11 protein-coding genes are annotated in these 19,115 nt (G+C 53.0%); 8 read left to right on the plus strand and 3 right to left on the minus strand.

Annotation, left to right across the window (positions count from 1 at the left end; translation table 11 throughout):
* The first annotated feature begins 157 nt into the window (after positions 1–157).
* The 8 genes from FB479_RS20585 to pyrH all read left to right on the plus strand — a co-directional run bounded on the left by FB479_RS20585 (position 158) and on the right by pyrH (position 16,456).
* Positions 158–1,399: an exonuclease SbcCD subunit D gene (locus FB479_RS20585; protein ID WP_142066540.1), complete on the plus strand. Its 1,242-nt coding sequence runs from the start codon at positions 158–160 to the stop codon at positions 1,397–1,399.
* On the plus strand, positions 1,396–5,046 hold the full coding sequence (locus FB479_RS20590; RefSeq protein ID WP_142066541.1) for an AAA family ATPase: 3,651 nt from the start codon (positions 1,396–1,398) through the stop codon (positions 5,044–5,046). Before FB479_RS20585 ends, FB479_RS20590 begins: the two co-directional genes overlap by 4 nt.
* Positions 5,047–5,061: 15 nt before the next feature.
* On the plus strand, positions 5,062–8,559 hold the full coding sequence (gene addB / locus FB479_RS20595; RefSeq protein ID WP_142066542.1) for a helicase-exonuclease AddAB subunit AddB: 3,498 nt from the start codon (positions 5,062–5,064) through the stop codon (positions 8,557–8,559).
* On the plus strand, positions 8,528–12,355 hold the full coding sequence (gene addA, locus FB479_RS20600; protein ID WP_142066543.1) for a helicase-exonuclease AddAB subunit AddA: 3,828 nt from the start codon (positions 8,528–8,530) through the stop codon (positions 12,353–12,355). The genes addB and addA overlap by 32 nt, the downstream gene beginning before the upstream one ends.
* A gap of 551 nt (positions 12,356–12,906) precedes the next feature.
* Positions 12,907–13,374, plus strand: coding sequence for a DinB family protein (locus tag FB479_RS20605; RefSeq protein ID WP_142066544.1), 468 nt, complete (start codon positions 12,907–12,909; stop codon positions 13,372–13,374).
* Between the two features lie 117 nt (positions 13,375–13,491).
* Positions 13,492–14,913: a branched-chain amino acid transporter BcaP gene (gene bcaP / locus FB479_RS20610; protein WP_142066667.1), complete on the plus strand. Its 1,422-nt coding sequence runs from the start codon at positions 13,492–13,494 to the stop codon at positions 14,911–14,913.
* Between the two features lie 117 nt (positions 14,914–15,030).
* The gene (locus tag FB479_RS20615; protein ID WP_142066545.1) at positions 15,031–15,549 is read left to right on the plus strand and encodes a ribonuclease FAU-1 family protein; all 519 of its coding nucleotides are present in this window, start codon (positions 15,031–15,033) and stop codon (positions 15,547–15,549) included.
* A gap of 172 nt (positions 15,550–15,721) precedes the next feature.
* Entirely contained in the window at positions 15,722–16,456 is a 735-nt protein-coding gene (gene pyrH / locus FB479_RS20620; RefSeq protein ID WP_106656299.1) for a UMP kinase, read from the plus strand.
* Between the two features lie 86 nt (positions 16,457–16,542).
* Here pyrH and FB479_RS20625 read toward each other — a convergent pair whose 3' ends face one another.
* The 3 genes from FB479_RS20625 to FB479_RS20635 are packed head-to-tail and all read right to left on the minus strand — an operon-like array spanning position 16,543 to position 19,029.
* Positions 16,543–18,090 (minus strand): MFS transporter, encoded by a 1,548-nt coding sequence (locus FB479_RS20625; RefSeq protein ID WP_142066546.1) that lies wholly within the window; start codon positions 18,088–18,090, stop codon positions 16,543–16,545.
* Positions 18,087–18,527: an SRPBCC family protein gene (locus tag FB479_RS20630; RefSeq protein WP_106656192.1), complete on the minus strand. Its 441-nt coding sequence runs from the start codon at positions 18,525–18,527 to the stop codon at positions 18,087–18,089. The genes FB479_RS20625 and FB479_RS20630 overlap by 4 nt, the downstream gene beginning before the upstream one ends.
* Positions 18,520–19,029 (minus strand): MerR family transcriptional regulator, encoded by a 510-nt coding sequence (locus FB479_RS20635; RefSeq protein WP_142066547.1) that lies wholly within the window; start codon positions 19,027–19,029, stop codon positions 18,520–18,522. The genes FB479_RS20630 and FB479_RS20635 overlap by 8 nt, the downstream gene beginning before the upstream one ends.
* Positions 19,030–19,115 lie beyond the last annotated feature (86 nt).

Raw genomic sequence — 19,115 nt, forward strand, 5'->3', positions numbered from 1 at the left:
TTTCCGGGATGAGGTCGTTCAAACACGACCCTTCAGTTGGAAGACGAGCAGTCAGGAGCGAAAGTTACGAAGAAGTGGAGTAAATTTCAACCGCGAACAGCGCTGTCTTTTGTTACAATGAAAAGCAAACACATGATCGTGGAGAGTGATAGTAGTTATGCGGATATTACATACAGCCGACTGGCATTTCGGTCGGCAGCTGGAAGGGCGGGACCGCCGTATTGAGCAAGCGGCATTTGTGGACGAGCTTTGTCACATAGCGGATGAGCGTCAAGTGGATTTGGTGCTCATTGCTGGGGACGTGTATGATTCGGTCAATCCGCCTGCTTGGGCGGAAGAGCTTTTTTATGATGCATTAGAGCGTTTGTCTTCAGAAGGCAGGCGGGGTGTTGCCGTGATCGCGGGGAACCATGACCAGCCTGAGCGGGTTCGAGCTGCAGCACCGCTAGCCACAAAGCACGGGATCGTTTTGCTGGGGTTGCCAAAGGAAGCACCACTTCTCACACAGGAAGCATCGCCTGATCGCGTGCAAATTGTGCAGGGAGGCCCTTCTTGGCTGGAAATGAAGATTCCTGGCTGCGCCGCGAATGCGGTAATTTTGGCATTGCCTTATCCTTCTGAATCGCGATTAAAGGAGCTGTTGAGCGAAAGCTTTACCCAGGAGCAGATGCAACTTGCTTTTTCCGAGCGCATTGCGCAATTGCTTGCTGAACTGTCTGTTCATTTTCGCGAGGATACGGTCAACCTGGTCACGAGTCACTTGTTTGTCATGGGCGGCAAGGAAACAGATTCCGAGCGACCGATTCAAATTGGGGGAGCGTTGACTGTATCGCCGCAGGCTTTTCCGAAGAACGCTGATTATGTGGCGCTCGGCCATCTCCATCGACTGCAAAAGCTCAGCGACAAGCCGTTGGTGCGTTACAGCGGCTCCCCGATTTCGTACAGCTTTTCCGAAGCTGGTCAGAGCAAGGCAGTCGTACTGGTCGAGGTAGAGCCAGGGCAAGAAGTGCGTGAGGAGATCATTTATTTGACGAGCGCACGGCCATTGGCACGTTGGAAGGCGACGGAGGGAATCGAGCAGGTAGAGCGCTGGTTGGCAGAGGGACGCGATGCAGGGGCGTGGATTGATTTGGAGCTGCATGTGTCTGGCGTGATCGACCCGGCAGAATTTCAGCGTGTCCGCAAGCTTTCGGATGATTTCTTGAAAATACAGCGTGTTGTCGTGAGGGAAGAGCGTGAGGAGGAAGAGGAACAGCGGGTCGAGCTGACAGAGCTTTCGTCCGATCAATTGTTCAAACGCTTCTATGAACGAAGACGGGGAGCAGAGCCGGATGAGCAGCTGGTGGCCTTGTTCCAGCGTCTATTGGCCGAAACCGGAGGAGAGGGGGAAGAAGAGTGAGACCGATACGTTTGAAGCTGGCAGGGATGCACAGCTACCGAGAAATGCAAGAGGTCGATTTCGAAATGCTATGTCAGGCGGGACTGTTTGGGATATTCGGCCCGACTGGAAGCGGGAAATCGACGATCTTGGACGCGATCACGCTTGCGTTGTACGGGCAGGTCGTCCGGTTGGGCGGGGGAAACCACCCGAAAGAAGTGCTGAACCAGCTGGAGCAGCGCGTTTTCGTTTCCTTTACCTTTGAGCTGGGGACTGGCGATGAACGCAAACAATACACGGTGGAACGGGAATTTGGCCTGGATAAAAAGGGAAACAAGCGACAGCCGGAAGTGAGGCTGATTCAATCGGGAGCCTTGACCGGAGAGCCGGATGTCGTATTGGAGTCCAAGGCCACGTCCGCGACAGCCGCAATTGAGGCACTGATTGGTCTCACTTTGCAGGACTTTACCCGGGCGGTCGTTTTGCCACAGGGTCAATTTTCCCGCTTCTTGACGCTGAAGGGCAGTGAGCGCAATGAAATGCTGCAACGGATGTTCCGCCTACATATTTATGGGGAAAAGCTGAGCGAGCGCGTACGGCATGCGTTAGAGCAGGTCAAGGAACAGATGCATCGTTTGCAACTGGCGAGTGCAGCTTTGGGTGACGCAGGGCCGGAAGCCTTGGAGCTGGCGAGACAAACGTGGGAGGAAGCAGCGCAAAAAGAACAGGAATTCACCCAGCAAAAACAGGAGCTGGCAGGGAAGCTCAAGGAGCTGGAGCAGCTTAACCAGTGGCATCAGGAGCTATTGCAGGTCCAGATACAACTACAGCAGCAGGAAGCAAATGAAGCGGAAATGGCATCTCTAACCGCGAAGATTCGCAAATGGGAGTCGAGTATTCGACTGTGGCCATTACTCCAGCAATATGAGCGTTTGGATCAGGAATGGCATGCGACCGGTGCGGCATTGGAACGCAGCCGCGAACAACAGGAGAGTGCTCGTTTGGCCGTAGATGAGGCAGAGCAAGCGTATCAGAAGGTTCATGCCGAGTTGGCTGTACAGGAGCCGTTACTGATTCAGCAAAAAGGCAGGCTGGTACAGGCACAGGAGTGGGAAGAGGAGCTAAAGGCGATCCGGGAAGAGTGGACAGGTCTGGAGCGAGAGTGGAATGAAGTGTCAGTCGCCTTGACCAACACAGAACAACAGCTGGAAAAGGATGAAGCCGACTTAAAAAACTGGGAGCTTGCGTGGGCGGATCTGCAAGAACAGATGAAGCAGGTCACGATCTCTCCTGAATGGCGATCCCAAATAGCGGCAGCCAGAGAAGCGAAGCAGCAGTGGGAGAGGGACCATGCCAAGGTACGTGAGCTGGAAAAAGAACAACTCGCAGCACAAGAGCACATCCAGTCGACAACTCATACTGCTGATGAGCACAAGCGCAGCTGGGAAGCGTGTGCGAATCGATTGGCACAAAAAAGAGAAGAGCTGACAGCACCAGCCGACTCGGCTTTGATGAGCGAAGCAGAATGGGAGAAAGCAAGAAATGTACTGGCTGACATGAAGCAGGTAGGTCGCCAGTGGCGGGAAGTATTGCAGGCTTTCTCATCATGGCAGGAGAAGTCGCAGCACATCGTCCAGGAGCGTAAGCAGTTGGATGAGCGCAATCAAGAGCTGACTCGGGCAGTAGAGGCAAGCGAAGCACTTGTGAAAAGTTACCTGGCCCAACGAGATGAGCTGCGCCAGGAATGGGAACGCTGGCAGCAGGAAAATATGGCGCGATTTTTGCGAGAACGTTTAGAGGAAGGCAAGGAGTGTCCGGTATGTGGTTCCGAACACCACCCACACGGCCACCAGAACCATACAAAAGCGTCTGAAGCGGGAACGGAGGGTGATGACCTGCGTGCTCGAATCAAAGAGTCAGAAGAGGCATTGCGTACGGCTGAACAAGAAGCAGGCAAGACCAAGGAAGCCTGGTTGGCAGCAAAGGGGGCACTTGCTGCTTTTGATGAGCGCCTAGCAAGCGCAAAGGCTGAACAGGAACAGCTGGAAGCGCGCTTGGAAGCGATCAAGGCAGAGTGCCGAGGGTACGGACAGCCTTGGATCGTGGATTCTTTTGAAGAGCTTCTCGCCGTCTATCAGCGCGAGGAAAAAGAACTGATCGCCAAGCAAGCGGAGAGAGAGCGACTTAGAGCAGAGCGTGAGCAATTGCAGCAGCAGCTGGAGGCCTTGCGTGAGGAAGAAGCGGAAAAGAAACGCTTAATGGAGCGGAGCGCGCTGTTGCTCGAGCAGGCGCAGAAGGCAATCGATGAGAATAAAGCTCGCCTGGACGCTGCATCCATGCAAGAAAAGCATTCCAGAGAAGAGCTGGACGCGAAGCGCAATGAACTTCCTATCGAGGAAATCGAACAGCGGTACGAGGAAATCGGAAAATCAGATCGCCGATTGGCAGAACTGCAGCAGGTACGATCAGAGAAAGAAGCGCTGCGCGGAAAGCTGATGATGCAGGTAGAAGCCGCCAAGTCCCGCAAGGTAGAGGGCAAATCACGGGAAGCGGCGCTGAAGGAAAAGCTTGAAGATAGAAAGCGCATGTGGGAACAAAAGCATGCTCAATGGCTGGAACGCACGGGAGGACTTACTGCGCAGGAGTGTTTGATGCGGGTAGAGAATACGCTTAACGATTTGCGTCAGGCAGTCACGCTGGCAGAGACAAAGCGCAAAGAGACCGCCGAGGCGCGGGAAACGGTGCAAAACAATCTGGTCAAGTATTCGGAGACGCTGACTATCCTCACACGGCAACGCACGGAAGCTCACGAGACATTGTACCAAGCCTTGCAGGAAACTGATCTCGGTACGGTCGAGTATGTACGGGAACGGTACGCAGAGCGCGAGCAATTGCCACAGGCACAGGAGCAAGTCGAGGCTTACACACGAATTGCAGGGCAGCTTCGTTACGAGGAAGAAAGGCTGCAGCAAGCAATAGCAGGCCGTTCGTTTACGCAAGAAGAGCTCACCACTGCAAAAGAGGCGTGGGATCAGTGGGAGCAAGCCTTCCAGGAGGCGCAAAAGCATGTCGCTGTCGCCAAAGAGCACGTGGATCGCATGGAAAAAAATCATGACAAATGGCAAGAGCTTCATAAAGAGATGGTACAGCAGCAGGATGAGCAGAGCCGCTTGGAAGAGTTGAAAAAGTTGTTCGAAGCCAAGGCGTTTGTCCAGTTCATTGCGGAGGAAAAACTGGTATCAATCGCAAGAGACGCTTCCTATCACCTGAAGCGGATGACCGCCAACCGTTACGGGCTGGAAATCGGCGACGAGGGCGAATTTGTTTTGAGGGATGAGGGAGCTGGAGGAATGCGCCGTCCAGTAAGCACATTGTCTGGCGGGGAAACATTCCTGACCTCCTTGTCGCTGGCTCTTGCCCTGTCGATGGAGATTCAAATGCGTGGCGGGCGCCTGGAGTTTTTCTTCCTGGATGAAGGCTTTGGGACACTCGATCCGGAGCTTTTGGAAGTCGTTATGGATGCGCTTGAGCGACTGCGCATGGACGATTTCACCATCGGGGTCATTAGCCACGTACCGGAAATACGTGTGCGCATGCCGCGTCGTCTGGTCGTGACACCTGCAGAACCGATGGGAAAAGGCAGCATGCTGCATCTGGAAATGGAGTAGGGAAGGGGAAAAATCATGGCAGTCCAATTTATACTGGGACGGGCAGGAACGGGGAAGACAGAATCGATTCATCGGCAGATGCAAGCCCGGCTGCGGGAAAAGCCGTTGGGTTCGCCTATGATTCTGCTCGTGCCAGAACAGGCCAGCTTTCAGGAAGAGTATGCGCTCGCCACACTGCCAGAGCTAGGCGGTGTGATGGGGACACAAGTGCTTAGCTTCGGTCGATTGGCTCACAGGCTCATGCAGGAGCTGGGCGATCTGACTACCGTGCCTGTTGACGATCTGGGTAAACATATGGTTTTGCGTATGCTTTTGGAGCGACACAAGGAAGAGCTGAATGTATTCGGACGTTCGGCCACACAGCCTGGGTTCGCTTCTCAGCTCGGTCGCTTGATTAGCGAGTGCAAGTCGTATGGTGTTTCCTTCACCCATTCCGAGAATGTGGAGTGGGGAGGGGCCAATCTCAATCAAAAAATACATGACCTTCGCTTGATTATGAATGCGTACGAGGCTTACTTGTCAGAGGGGTATTGTGATGCGGACGACATCCTGAACCGAGTGGCAACGATGGTGCGTGATTCCATGTACATCAAGCAAGCTGAAATATTTATTGATGGCTTTACCGGGTTTACGAATCAAGAGCTGCGCTTGATCGAGCAGTTGATGCAGCACGCTAAGCACGTGACGATTGCGCTGACGCTTGACCCGAATGAACGTGATGCCTCCGTGGATGAACTGGGGCTATTCCACCCTACGCTGCGAACGTACCAAGCCTTGACACTGATGGCGCGTGAATCGGGTGTATCGATCGCCAAGCCGCTTTTATTGACCGAGGCACAGCGATTCAAGAGCAGTCCGTGGCTGCGTCAGGTCGAACAAGTGTATTTCCAATGGGGGGACCCGCCGATCCCGGATCAGCCCGGACGTGCGGACGAAGTGACGATGCTCTCCGCAGTGAACAGGCGTGCAGAGGTAGAGGCTGTGGCGTTGAAGCTCCTGCTTCTGTCGAGAGAAGAGGGGTATCGCTGGAAGGACATGGCGATTTTGCTTCGGGAAATCGGGACGTACGCTGATGAGATTTCGGCTGTGTTTACCGAATACGGCATCCCGCACTTCTTGGACCAGAAGCGCTCCGTCATGCACCATCCCTTGGTGGAGCTGGTGCGATCGGCATTGGAGGTCATTGTTACGAGGTGGCGGTACGACGCTGTTTTCCGCTGCTTGAAAACAGACCTGCTCCTGCTGGATATCACCGATGAGCATACAGCCCGGAAGGAAATCGACCGACTGGAAAACTACGTGCTGGCTCATGGTGTCTTTGGCTATCAATGGGCAGAAGAATCTGCTTGGCATTTCCGTGGGCAAGCAGGCGCTGAGGAAGACGCGAAAATCGATGAGTTGAGACGCAAATACGCAGCGCCGCTCTTGGCCTTTGAACAAGAGATGAAGCAAGCAACGGGCAAAAACGTACAGGAGATGACCCTTGCCCTGTACAACCTTCTGATCGCGTTGGATGTGCCTAACAAGCTGGAGAATTGGCAGCGAAAGGCAGAAAATAACGGTGATCTCGATGCGGCACAGGTGCACGGACAAGTATGGACAGGATTGATCGAGCTGATGGATCAGGTCGTGGAGGTCATGGGCGACGAGAGCATGGACCTGGCGACATTTGCCCGTGTGCTCGACAGCGGTCTGGAGACGATTGAATTGGGACTTGTTCCCCCGGCGCTGGATCAAGTGCTGATCGGGGCCATGGAGCGCTCTCGTCAACCGGATGTCAAAGCTCTGTTTTTGCTTGGCGTAAACGAGGGCATTATTCCGTTGCGTCCAAAAGAAGAAGGAATTTTGGATGAGGCAGAGCGTGAGCGACTGGCTGAAATGGGCATGTCTCTCGCACCGAGTGCGAAGCAACGGCTGATGGCTGAGCCTTACTTGCTGTACCAGGCGATGACGAGACCGTCGGAGAGGCTGATCCTGAGCTGCGCGTTGGCAGATGAAGAGGGCAAGGCCCTGTTGCCTTCCTCTGTGTTTACCCGCATCCGGGAAGTACTGCCGGATATCCCGCATCAGGTTTTTTACAATGAACCGACGGGGCAGCACGAGACAGATGCATTCCTGCTCGGACATCCGAGACGTGTGTTCCGCCATCTTTTGACGCTATTGCGATCGATGAAGAAAACAGGAGAGCTGCCAGACTTCTGGTGGGAGGTATACGACTGGTATATTCGCGCTTCTCCCGATGTCAAACGGGAACAGTGGCTGTTGTCCGGCTTGCGTTACTTCAATCGACCGCAGGAGCTGGATTTGGAAACGAGCACGACCTTGTACGGCAAACAACTGAAAATGAGCGTGTCTCGTCTCGAGCGATTCCAGTCATGTCCGTTCTCGCATTTCTCTTCCCACGGTCTCAGATTGGCGGAGAGAACGATGTACAAGCTGGAGCGTTTCGATGTGGGGGAACTTTTCCACGCTTCACTCAAGCGAGCCGTTGAAAAAATGAACGAAGACAATCTGGAGTGGAGCAAGCTGACGGAAGACAATAGCATGCAGCTGGCAAACGTGGTTGTAGAAGAACTGGTTCCTGCGACTCGCAGCAGCATTTTGACTCGGACAGCCCGGTATCGTTATTTGTCCGGCAAGCTGAAGCGAGCAGTTGGCCGCGCGATTTACGTACTCGGGGAGCATGCGAAGCGCAGCCGTTTTGCACCAGTAGGACTGGAGGTTTCGTTTGGGCCGAATTCAGATTTGCCGGGATTGGCTTTAACGCTAGAAAATGGGGTGGAGCTTCAGCTAATCGGACGGATTGACCGCGTTGACCAATCACTGGATAGTGAGGTCCCGTATTTGCGCGTGATTGACTACAAGTCCAGTCCCAAGCAGCTGTCTCTCTCCGACGTTTGGAATGGCCTGAACTTGCAACTGCTCGTCTATCTCGATGTTGTCGTGGCAAATGCCGAGGAATGGCTGGGGAAAAAAGCCGAAATGGGAGGCGTTTTCTACTATCAGGTAGCCGATCCTTTTGTGACGGCAAAACGCATGCTAACAGCTGACGAAGCGGCAAAGGAGCGGGCAAAGCGATTGCGCATGAAAGGCTTGATGCTCGCAGACCCAGAGCTGGCACGAATGATGGATGGCTATGTAGAGCAAGGGGCGTCAGAGCTGGTGCCATTTGAAATCAAAAAGGACGGAACGCTTTCGTCACGATCATCCGTGGCAACAGCCGAGCAGTTCCAAGCCTTGACTTCCTATGTTCGCGATACTGTGAAGCAAATCAGTACGCGCATGACCAACGGGGAAATCCAGATCGAACCATACACAAACGGGACGATGACCGCTTGCGATTACTGTTCGTACAGGCCAGTATGCAAGTTCGACGGAGATGCAGGCGGGAATGAGCACCGACAGCTTGCCAAATGGAACAACAAGCAAATATGGAGCATGCTGGCAGAGCAGCAGATGGCAGGAGAAGGAGGAATGACCGATGGCGGATCAACAATTGCAGGCCAAGCCTGAACAATGGACGGACGAGCAATGGCAAGCGATTATCCAGCGCGGGAATAATCTCCTGGTGGCAGCGGCGGCAGGCTCTGGGAAAACCTCCGTCCTGGTTGAGCGGATTATCCGACGCATCATGGACGAGAAGGACCCGGTTGGAGTCGATCAGCTGTTGGTGGTGACCTTTACCAATGCGGCAGCGGCAGAGATGCGTCACCGGATTGGCGATGCATTGCGAAAGGCATTGAAAGATGACCCGCACTCTTCTCATCTGCGAAGACAACTGGCACTGCTCCAGCGGGCGACGATTACGACACTTCACTCGTTTTGCTTGGGTATTTTGCGCCAGTATTACTATCTGATTGAACTCGATCCTGATTTTCGCATAGCCGATCAGATGGAAGGGGAGCTTTTGCGGCAGGATGTCTTGGAGGAACAGCTGGAGAGCTGGTACGAAAACGACGCTGATTTTCATGCATTAGCTGATGTGATGCTGGACGGTCAGGACGATCATGCCCTCACCCTACTGCTGCTCAGGCTGTATGAGTTTTCGCGCAGTCATCCGGCACCAGAACAATGGCTCGGAGAAGCGGCCGGAATGTTTGCGGTTCACGATAAAAACGGTTTGGACGGGCTGGAGTGGACCAGAAGCGTGCTGCGTTCTGTGGAGCTGGCACTCGGTGGAATGACGGCTAAGATGCGCAGGGCGGTTCTTTTGGCGGGCTCACCGGAAGGGCCTGCTGGCTATTTGCCTTTGCTTGAGGCGGAAGCAGCTGCCCTGCAGCGTGCAGGAGCGGCTTGCAGAGATGGTTGGGAAGCGACCGTCGAAGCTGTTCGGGGGGTTGTATTTGCCAAGCTGCCTCCAGTGAAAGGCACAGATCCGCTCGTGAAGGAACAGGTGCAGGACCTGCGAAACAGCGTGAAAAAGGAACTGGCAGAGCAAATCGAGCAATACTTTTCTACGACAGCCGAGCAGTACGTCGCAGATTTGCAGCGGATTGCTCCTCACATGCAGACATTGGCAAGACTGGTGACAGCATTTTCGGATGCTTTTCAATTGGAGAAGCGCTCGCGCGGCATAGTCGATTTTGGCGACTTGGAGCATCTGGCTCTGCGCATTCTAACCGAAACGAATGAGTCCGGGGAGACTGTTCCTTCGTCTATATCTGCCCAATTGCGCGAACAATTCGCTGAAGTGCTGGTAGACGAATATCAGGATATCAACCTCGTGCAGGAGACAATCTTGCAAATGGTTTCCCGAGACGGAACGAATGGTCAGCCAGCGAATCGCTTCATGGTAGGGGATGTGAAGCAGAGTATTTATCGGTTCCGCTTGGCAGAGCCGAAGCTGTTTCTCGAAAAATATGTGACCTATCAAAAAGATGGGGATGCTGACGAAACGTGCATCGGTCGGCGTATCGATCTGGCGGCGAACTTCCGCAGTAGAAGGGAAGTCGTAGATGCCGTCAACTTTTTGTTTCGTCAGATCATGTCTCACGGGGTAGGTGAGATCGGTTATGATCCTTCGGCGGAGCTGATCAACCGTGCGTCTTATCCAGAAGCACAGCCGAACCGTTTGCAGGCAGAGATGCATTTGATCGACCGGAATACAGCAATAGCAGAAGAAGGACAGGCGGTAGTTGCAGAGGGGACAGATGAGGGCGAAGCAGGTATTCCCGAGGGAGAGTCCGCAGAGGAAGCAAGTGTTGCACAGCTGGAAGCACGACTAATTGCCAGCCGTATTCGTCGCTGGATGGAGCCAGGCGAGGGAGAAGAACCGCTGCTCGTTTTCGATAAAAAGGCTGGGGGAATGCGCCCGCTGGCCTATCGCGATATCGTTATTTTGCTTCGTGCGACCTCAGGCTGGGGGCAAACGATGCAAGAAGAGCTGCACGCGGCAGGAATTCCCGTGTATGCCGAGCAGACTGCGGGTTATTTCGCGGCGACAGAGGTAGAAACGATGCTCTCCTTGCTGCGGGTCATCGACAACCCGCTCCAAGACATTCCATTGGCAGCTGTATTGCGGTCTCCTATCGTCGGCTTGCGAGAGGAGCAGCTTGCTCAAATCCGCATTCACTACGCGACAGGGCCGTTTCACCAAGCCGTACTCCAATATGCAGAAGAGCGCCCGGCCCAAGAGTCGTGGGAGAGAAGGCTGCGACAGTTTTTTGGCCGATTGGATCTATGGCGAACAGAGGCTCGCAGAGGTGCTTTATCGGAGCTGCTGACGATGCTGTACCGGGAGACGGGCTATCTCGATTATGTGGCGGCTCTGGAAAACGGTCAGCAGCGACAGGCCAACTTGCGTGCGCTCTATGATCGTGCGAGGCAATACGAAGCTGGCTCCTATCGTGGTTTGTTCCGCTTTTTGCGTTTTGTCGATCGCCTTCAAGAAGCGGGCAATGATATGGGCGAAGCAAGAACCATCGGGGAAAACGAGGATGTCGTACGCATCATGACGATCCACAAAAGTAAGGGGCTCGAGTTCCCGGTTGTTTTTGTGGCGGGTATGGGCAAGCAGTTTAATACGATGGATTTGAAAAGCCAGTTTTTGCTGCATAAAGATTTGGGCTTTGGCCCGATGGCTGTTGAGCCCTCCTTGCAACTGCGCTATCCGAGTCTGGCTGCGCTGGGCATCCGGCAAAAGCTGCGTCGGGATATGCTGGCAGAGGAAATGCGTGTGCTTTATGTGGCTTTGACGCGTGCACGCGAGAAGCTCATTCTTGTCGGTTCATCCAAGGATCTCGCAAAAAGTGTGACGGACTGGGGCAGACAGGATGACAGCGAGCGACTCAGTGACGAAGACTTGATTCAGGCAAAAGGATACCTAGACTGGGTGGGGCGTGCGATGCTGCGACATCCTGGTGCGGGATTGCTGCGGGCATATCCAGAGCAACAAGGCTCAGGAGAAATCGTGAGAGTCAGAAGTGTGCCGGATGATTCGGTTTGGTCGTTTCACTTCTATCAGGCAGATGAGCTCCGTGCCCAAGGAGAGTCAACCAACGACGATGCGTCTCTGTGGGAGCGAATGACCAGACGAGAGGCGATCGCGGAACGACCGTCTGATGACACTTTGCGAGAGATTGTCGACAAGAGATTAGGATGGCAGGACCCGCATCCAATTGCGCCACGCGTAGCTGCGAAATGGAGCGTCAGCGAACTAAAGCGACATGCAAAAGTCAGCAAAGGCGGACAGCCACTCACGCTGCCGTCCATTACGGAAAAGCCAAAGTTTTTGTCTGGGCAAAAATCCAATCGACTGACAGCAGCAGAAAAAGGAACCATCACGCACTTAGTGTTCCAGCATCTCGATTTGAAACGTCCGCTGGATGAAGCGGATATTCGGGAGCAGGTGGCGGCACTCGCGGCACGCCGCTTTTTGACTGACGAGCAGGTACAAGCAGTAGATGTTCCCCAGATCGCCCGATTCTTCGCTGATCCTTTGGGGCAGCGAATGAAGTCGGCGGCGGTCGTGCATCGTGAACTGCCATTTACCCTCGTGATTCCTGCTTATGAAATAGAAGCGGAGTTAGGTGAAGAGAGCGACGAGCAGGTTGTCGTCCAAGGGGTCATTGATTGCCTGTTGGAGGAGCAGGATGGAAGCCTCGTCCTGATCGATTTCAAGACAGATTGGATGGCAAAAGAGGCGACTGCCGCAGCCATCGAAGAGATGAAAAGAAGATACGAAGGCCAGATCAGGCTATATGTCCGGGCAATCAAGCAGATCATCAAGCCAAAAGGGAACGTGTCTAGTTATCTTTATTTGCTCTCAGGTGGATTCTCTCTTTCGTTTTCGGATGAAAGTATGGATTAGTATGTTAGACCGTCAGGGCAATAGCTCTGGCGGTCTTTTTGTTTATTAGAGCTGCTGTGGTGGGGGAAGAAGCGCATTTCCAGTCTTCGCTTCGGCCTACGCCCTGCAAGGGGGAATTGACTGTCCGCTCCGGAATAAATGGCGGGAGCGCTTCAAACGTAGAAGTTTCGAGGAGGTAGTTCATAAGTGAAGCTGAAATTCCCCGCCATTTTTTCCTGCGCTGAGGTGGGCTCCAGAGGCGCTTGGACTGGAAATACGCTTCTTCCCACGCGGCTTTTGGTTAAAAGAATTCAAGGAAGCTGCTTTGAACTGTCCCTCATTATGTTTTAAGAGCCAGAAGAGGATCAAAGCTATACGAAAGCACTGTCACATGTTTGGAAGGAGACCGCCCGAACGAAGAGAGGATACAGGCGGCTGGAAAACATGTGGCAGGGCTTCACCGACCACTACTGTTAGAAGACCACTAAAAATCTCACATTATAAGAACGTATGTGCTATTATTAGTTAGAATTTTCCTACTCATCTACTCAAATAGATAAGGAGTGAACTCGATGAAGATGTTTTTCCAATATAACTGGCAGGTACGGGACGAGTGGATGGAATGGTGTAAGCAGTTAACACCAGAAGAATTGCTGCGAGAGCGCACAGGTGGGGCTGGCACGATTTTGTATACTTTGTTTCACATTGCTGATGTTGAGTATAGCTGGCTTCGGGGCGTACAAGGAAAGCCGGATATTCAGGTGGCATACGAAACGCAGAAGTCTCTGGAAAAGGTAAAAGCAATGTCAGATGCCTGGCGCGTAGAGTTGCGAGATTTCATCGAGAATTGGTCAGACGAGATGGAGAACGAATCAGTAAAGGTAGCCTGGGATGATGAAGTGTACACGAAGGGAGAGTTGCTGCGCCATGTCATCGCCCACGAGATTCATCACATGGGACAGTTGTCCATTTGGGCGAGAGAGCTCGGGATTGCGCCTGTTTCCGCCAATGTCATTGGGCGCGGATTAGCGCGCAGGTAGCCCTGACAAAATCCGATCCAAGCTGCGCCTGTGCATAATTTTCCTCTTAACGGATCATACTCCAACTGTTTTCAATCACGGTTGGAAGTGAATGACCCGCTTGGGAGGTCGCACATGATGTCATGGAAAAATCAATTGCTGCGGAAAAAGTCAGTTGCGCAAATGCTGGAGCAGGTGGATAGAAACGAAAGCTCTCTCAAAAAGTCATTGGGTGCTTTTGACCTGACAATGCTGGGCATCGGCGCGATCATGGGAACAGGGATTTTTGTGTTAACAGGAGTTGCCGCTGCCTTGCATGCTGGACCGGCACTTGTTTTGTCTTTTGTTATTGCGGCACTTGCCTGTGTGTTTGCCGCACTCTGCTATGCGGAATTTGCATCGACTGTTCCGGTGTCGGGAAGCGCTTATACATACAGCTATGCGGCATTTGGCGAATTTGTCGCCTGGATGATCGGGTGGGACTTGATCCTCGAATACGGAGTGGCTTGTGCTGCGGTGGCAAGCGGATGGTCGGGGTATGCCCAAGGATTGCTAGCCGGGTTTAACATCCACCTGCCGCATGCGCTCACCAGTGCGTTTGATGCATCGAAAGGAACGATCGTCGATTTACCTGCGGTCCTCATCATTGTCATCATTACAGCTTTGTTGATGAAGGGAACGAGAGAGTCTGCGAGCTTGAATACCATTATGGTGTTAATAAAAGTAGCGGTAGTTGTCCTGTTCCTCGTCGTTGGCGTCATGTATGTCAAGCCGGAAAACTGGAGTCCATTCATGCCGTTTGGTTTTGCGGGAGTAGCAACTGGTGCCGCAACGGTGTTTTTTGCTTTTATCGGATTTGATGCGGTGTCTTCTGCGGCCGAAGAAGTGCGCAATCCCCAGCGCGACATGCCAATCGGGATCATCTCTTCCTTACTCGTGTGCACGATTTTGTACATTGCTGTCTCACTGACATTGACAGGGATTGTTCCGTACAAATTGTTGAATGTCAAAAATCCGGTCGCGTTTGCGCTCAGCTATGTCAATCAGGACTGGGTAGCAGGCTTCATTTCGCTGGGAGCCATTGTCGGGATCACGACCGTTTTGTTAGTCATGATGTATGGACAAGCCCGGATGTTTTTTGCGATGAGTCGAGATGGCTTGCTCCCCGAGCTTTTCTCGCACGTACATCCCCGCACACAGGTACCACAAAAGAGCACGCTCGTCGTGGCAGCCTTAGTAGCAACCTTCGGCGGATTATTGCCCCTCTCCAGCTTGGCCCAGCTCACCAACATCGGAACGCTGTTTGCATTTATTTTGGTCTCGATTGGACTGGTTGTACTGCGCCGTACTCATCCGCAATTACCGCGTGCTTTTCGCGTTCCATTTGTTCCGCTTGTTCCCTTGCTCTCGGTCCTCTTTTGCGGATATCTCGTTTTCAACCTGCCTACGCTGACAAAGGTCGGTTTTCTCGGTTGGCTGTCGGCCGGAGCGATCGTCTATTTCCTTTATGGGCGCAAACACAGTCGATTGGCAACAAAAGACGATTCCTCCCAAACATAAATGGCAGGTTAATCCGTTTAGGCATGTTCTACTGAGCATGTCTTTGTTTGCTATCTGACAAAGCGATCCAATTCGTGGTAGAGTAAAAGCAATTAAAACGACGAAGGAGGGCAGGCTATGAAGCGAAAACGAGCAGATCGACCTGGTTGGAGACGCGTGAAGCGATTGGGCTACCAGCAAAAATGGGTAGAATCTTTATCTTTCTCTGGGTACACTGTCCGTCTGACTCTGGACGAAGTAAGTGAGCCTGCCTACATGCCTGTCGGGGAAAAAACGCTGTGTGTGGGTGATCGAGGATATGTTTACTTGCAGTATTTTCCCAGTGGTCAAGCTTATGCCGTTACGAAAATGATGGATGAGCTGGGGAATACCGTGCAATGGTATATCGATATTTGCCGGGGACATGGCAAGGATGAGGACGGGCATATCTGGTATGACGATTTGTACCTCGACATCGTGGTACTGCCGACAGGAGAAGTATACCTGCTTGATCAGGATGAACTCGACGAGGCACTGATAAAAGGAGCTATCACGAAAGAGGATCACCAGTTTGCCACAAAGACGGCTGATGGCATGCTACAGGATATTTTAGCGGGGAAACGCGATGCCTTTGACTTTCCCAATTTCTTTGCATAGAATGGTGAAGAGTTTTCCATAGTGAAAAAAAGGAGGGGATGGGAATGGATAACAAGGGCGGGAAGTTCCCATTCTACTCTTTTTGCTTCGAAGAACGAAGGCGATGTTTGCTTTCGTTCTTTTTTTGTTGAACGGTATCCATTCCAAAGAATAGAACGTAGGGGGAGGCGCCATGCGGTATAAACGAGTCCTGGTCAAGTTAAGCGGTGGAGCGGTAGCCAAGGAAAACGGGTTTGGCTTTGATCCTGTGCAGCTGGAGCATATCGCGGGGGAGATTCTGGCTCTACTGGATATGGGCGTAGAAGTAGCCATCGTGATCGGCGGGGGCAATATTTTTCGCGGAAACATGGCCGATCAATGGGGAATCGAGCGGGTGGAGGCGGACAACATCGGTACATTGGCTACCGTCATCAACAGCTTGATGCTGCGCGGAGTTTTGAAGGCCCGTGTAAACAGGGAAGTCAGAGTGATGACTGCCGTTCCGATCAATGCAGTCGCCGAGCCGTACATTCGTCTGCGGGCCGTTCATCATTTGGAAAAGGGGCATGTGGTCATCTTCGCTGGGGGAAATGGTCAACCGTATGTGACCACTGACTATCCCGCTGTTCAGCGGGCGCTCGAGGTAGGCACGGACGCCCTTTTGGTCGCAAAGCACGGCGTAGATGGCGTGTACACGGCCGATCCGCGCAAGGATTCTACCGCGAAGCAGTATGTAGAGGTTTCTTTTGACGAGGTGGTCAGAAGAGATTTGCGTGTCATGGATCAGGCCGCGATGATTTTGGCCAGAGACCATCAATTGCCGCTGCACGTGTTTAACTTTGACCAGCCGGGAGCCATGGCGCGGATTTGTCGAGGGGAGCAGGTAGGTACGTACATTAGCACAGAGCTTGCGGCACTGTATAAGTAGTAGGCAAAGGTTGGCGCGTTTACGTTTGTAAAGCGAGACAGCGGCAGCCTAGGACGAGAAAATAAGTCCTGGACTGCCGCGGATCATTACATCTCACCTGGCGTTTTCTGTCCGATGGGGGGGATATTCCGAAGCTTGATCACGGTGAGTATGGCGATAGTGATCATGAGCCCGCCGCTAACGGCCACAACAGCATGCATGCCGTCGGTAAAGGCTATCTGGGCGCCATGAAGAAGGGTTGAACCAATAGGTTCGGGTAAAGCTTTAGCCGCCGAGACTGCCCCAGCCAGACTTTCGCGGGCGGCTCCGGATGTTAACGTCGTAACATCTCTCGGTATGAAGCGGGCAATTTGAGTGCGGTACACGTATGTTCCGATGCTGCCTAATACAGCGATACCAAGTGCGAATGCGAATTCACCGCTCGTCTGCAGCAAGGACGCCGCCGAACCCGCTTTCGCCGGCGGGGCCGAGCCGATGATTAGATCGCTGGACAAGCTCGCAAACGGGGCTGCTCCCACATTAAAAAAGATATAACCGACGATCAGGGTAGAGAGCCCGGATCCCGCCTCTACCTGGGACAGTAGAATACAACCAGTCGCTGATATGGCAAGACCTGCTCCGATCAGGAGCGACGGTCGGACCCGCCGAGCGATGATCGGCGACAAAAACATGCCCGCCATCGACGCAACCACTCCCGGGAGCATGCACATCGCTGCCGCAAGCGGCGATAGTCCTTCCACGAATTGAAGATGCTGTGCAATGAAGAGCATGGAAGCGCCTGTCAAAGTGATGCCGAACATGCCGCCCAGTGCCGTGCGGAAGGCGGGGTTTGCGAATAGGCGCAAGTCCATAAGCGGACTGTCCAACCGTTGCTGCCGTCTTACGAATAACGTCCCGAAAACAGCTCCAGCCGCGATGGCAATGAGCGGCAAAGTCTGTAGACCTTGCTTAGCGATTTCCTTTAGGCCGTATATTGCCGGTAGAATGGTGCACATCGACAGCATGACGCTAGTCATATCCAAATGACCAGGTGCGGGATCCCGATATTCGGGCAGAAGATGGGACGCAGTCAACAACAGCAGCGCCATGACTGGAACGCCGAGTAGAAAAATCGAACCCCATGAAAAATGCTCCAGCATCATCCCGCCGACCACTGGGCCAAGCGCCATGCCTCCCATGGAGCACATGAACCATATGCCTATGGCAAGGGAACGCTGCTTATGATCGCGGAACATATTGCTGATTAAAGCCAGGGACGAAGGCGATACCGTCGCCCCGGCTATGCCGAGCAGTGCCCGTGCTGCAATCAGCATTCCAGAGGTGCTGGAATAAGCGGCCAACACCGAAGCCAAACCGAATGCCGCTGCGCCGAACATCAGCAGCTTACGGCGGCCGATCCGATCTCCGAGCGAGCCCATCGTGATCAGAAACCCCGCGAGCATGAAGCCGTATATGTCCATGATCCAGAGCTGTTCTGTACTGTCAGCGCCGATAGAGACGCTTATGTGAGGAAGGGCGAGAATCATGACGGACAAGTCTATCGAAACGAGCAGTGCAGGCAATGAAAGCACGGCAAGTCCAATCCATTCGTTTAAACCGGCCCGTTTACTCGATGCAAGCGCAGCATCTTTCATTGGCCGTCCAGAACCTCTCCGAGTCGATCCAACATCACCTTTGTTCCGTGCTCACGCTGTTCAGGCGTATCGAGACCGTCCAGAAAAACGCCCTGCTCGGTATAGATCAAGCGCGTGCCGCCATCCACAGAATCGAATTCCACCGTCGTCACGGATACAGACATCCGCTTGTCTTCCATATCCAGCGTGTAGGAGTATACAATTCGCCTATTCTCAACGATTTCCTGATAGCAGGCATCGAATATGAAAACGGGTCCCCCAGGCGGACCACCGCGATTGAATTCGCGGCCGCCGACGCGGAAGTCGAACTCGTCGGCTTTAGGAAACCAACTGGCTTTGGCAGCTTGACCCGCCCATGCAGCGAATACACGGGCAGGGGAATGCTTATAGTTTCTTTCGATGACAAATGTGGAATGCTTGGCAGATCTTTCACTCATAGTCGAAACCTCCTTGTCCGGGTTCTTCCGGATGCTCATCTAAATATTCACCAAGTCGGTCGAGGTGGCGATCCATACTCGATTTTCTCTCGGCGAAAAACTTCTCATGCTTCATTCTCATCGTCCGTATGATGTTCATGAAATGCTCAACGGTAAACGGTTCATTCCTTTGCATCCGACTCGATACATTTTCAAGCTCGTGCAAGAGTTTCTGCTGCATGCGGATACTTTCTTTCAGGCTGTCTATTTGAATGGTAACAATGTCTGACAGGCTGAGTTGGTCTCCGGTCATACCGGCTTTAATCTGCTCCAGCGATAACCCCAACTCCTTTAAGGACAAAATTTGCTGTAGGCGTGAAATGTCCTTTTCGGTGTAGAGTCTGTAACCGGATGGCGAATAGCCGGATGGTGAAAACAAGCCTATCTGATCGTAAAAACGTAAAGTTCGTATCGTAATTCCTGCCATTTTGGCAAGTTCTCCGACTTTCCAATGTCGTTTCATGATCAGCCCCTTTCTTGATCGCTAGCTAGCGTTTCACCGGTAATTTCACTATAAACCGTTACGTTACGTAATGGTCAAGGAGCCTT

The sequence above is a fragment of the Brevibacillus sp. AG162 genome (genome assembly GCF_006715575.1).
GTDB lineage: Bacteria > Bacillota > Bacilli > Brevibacillales > Brevibacillaceae > Brevibacillus > Brevibacillus brevis.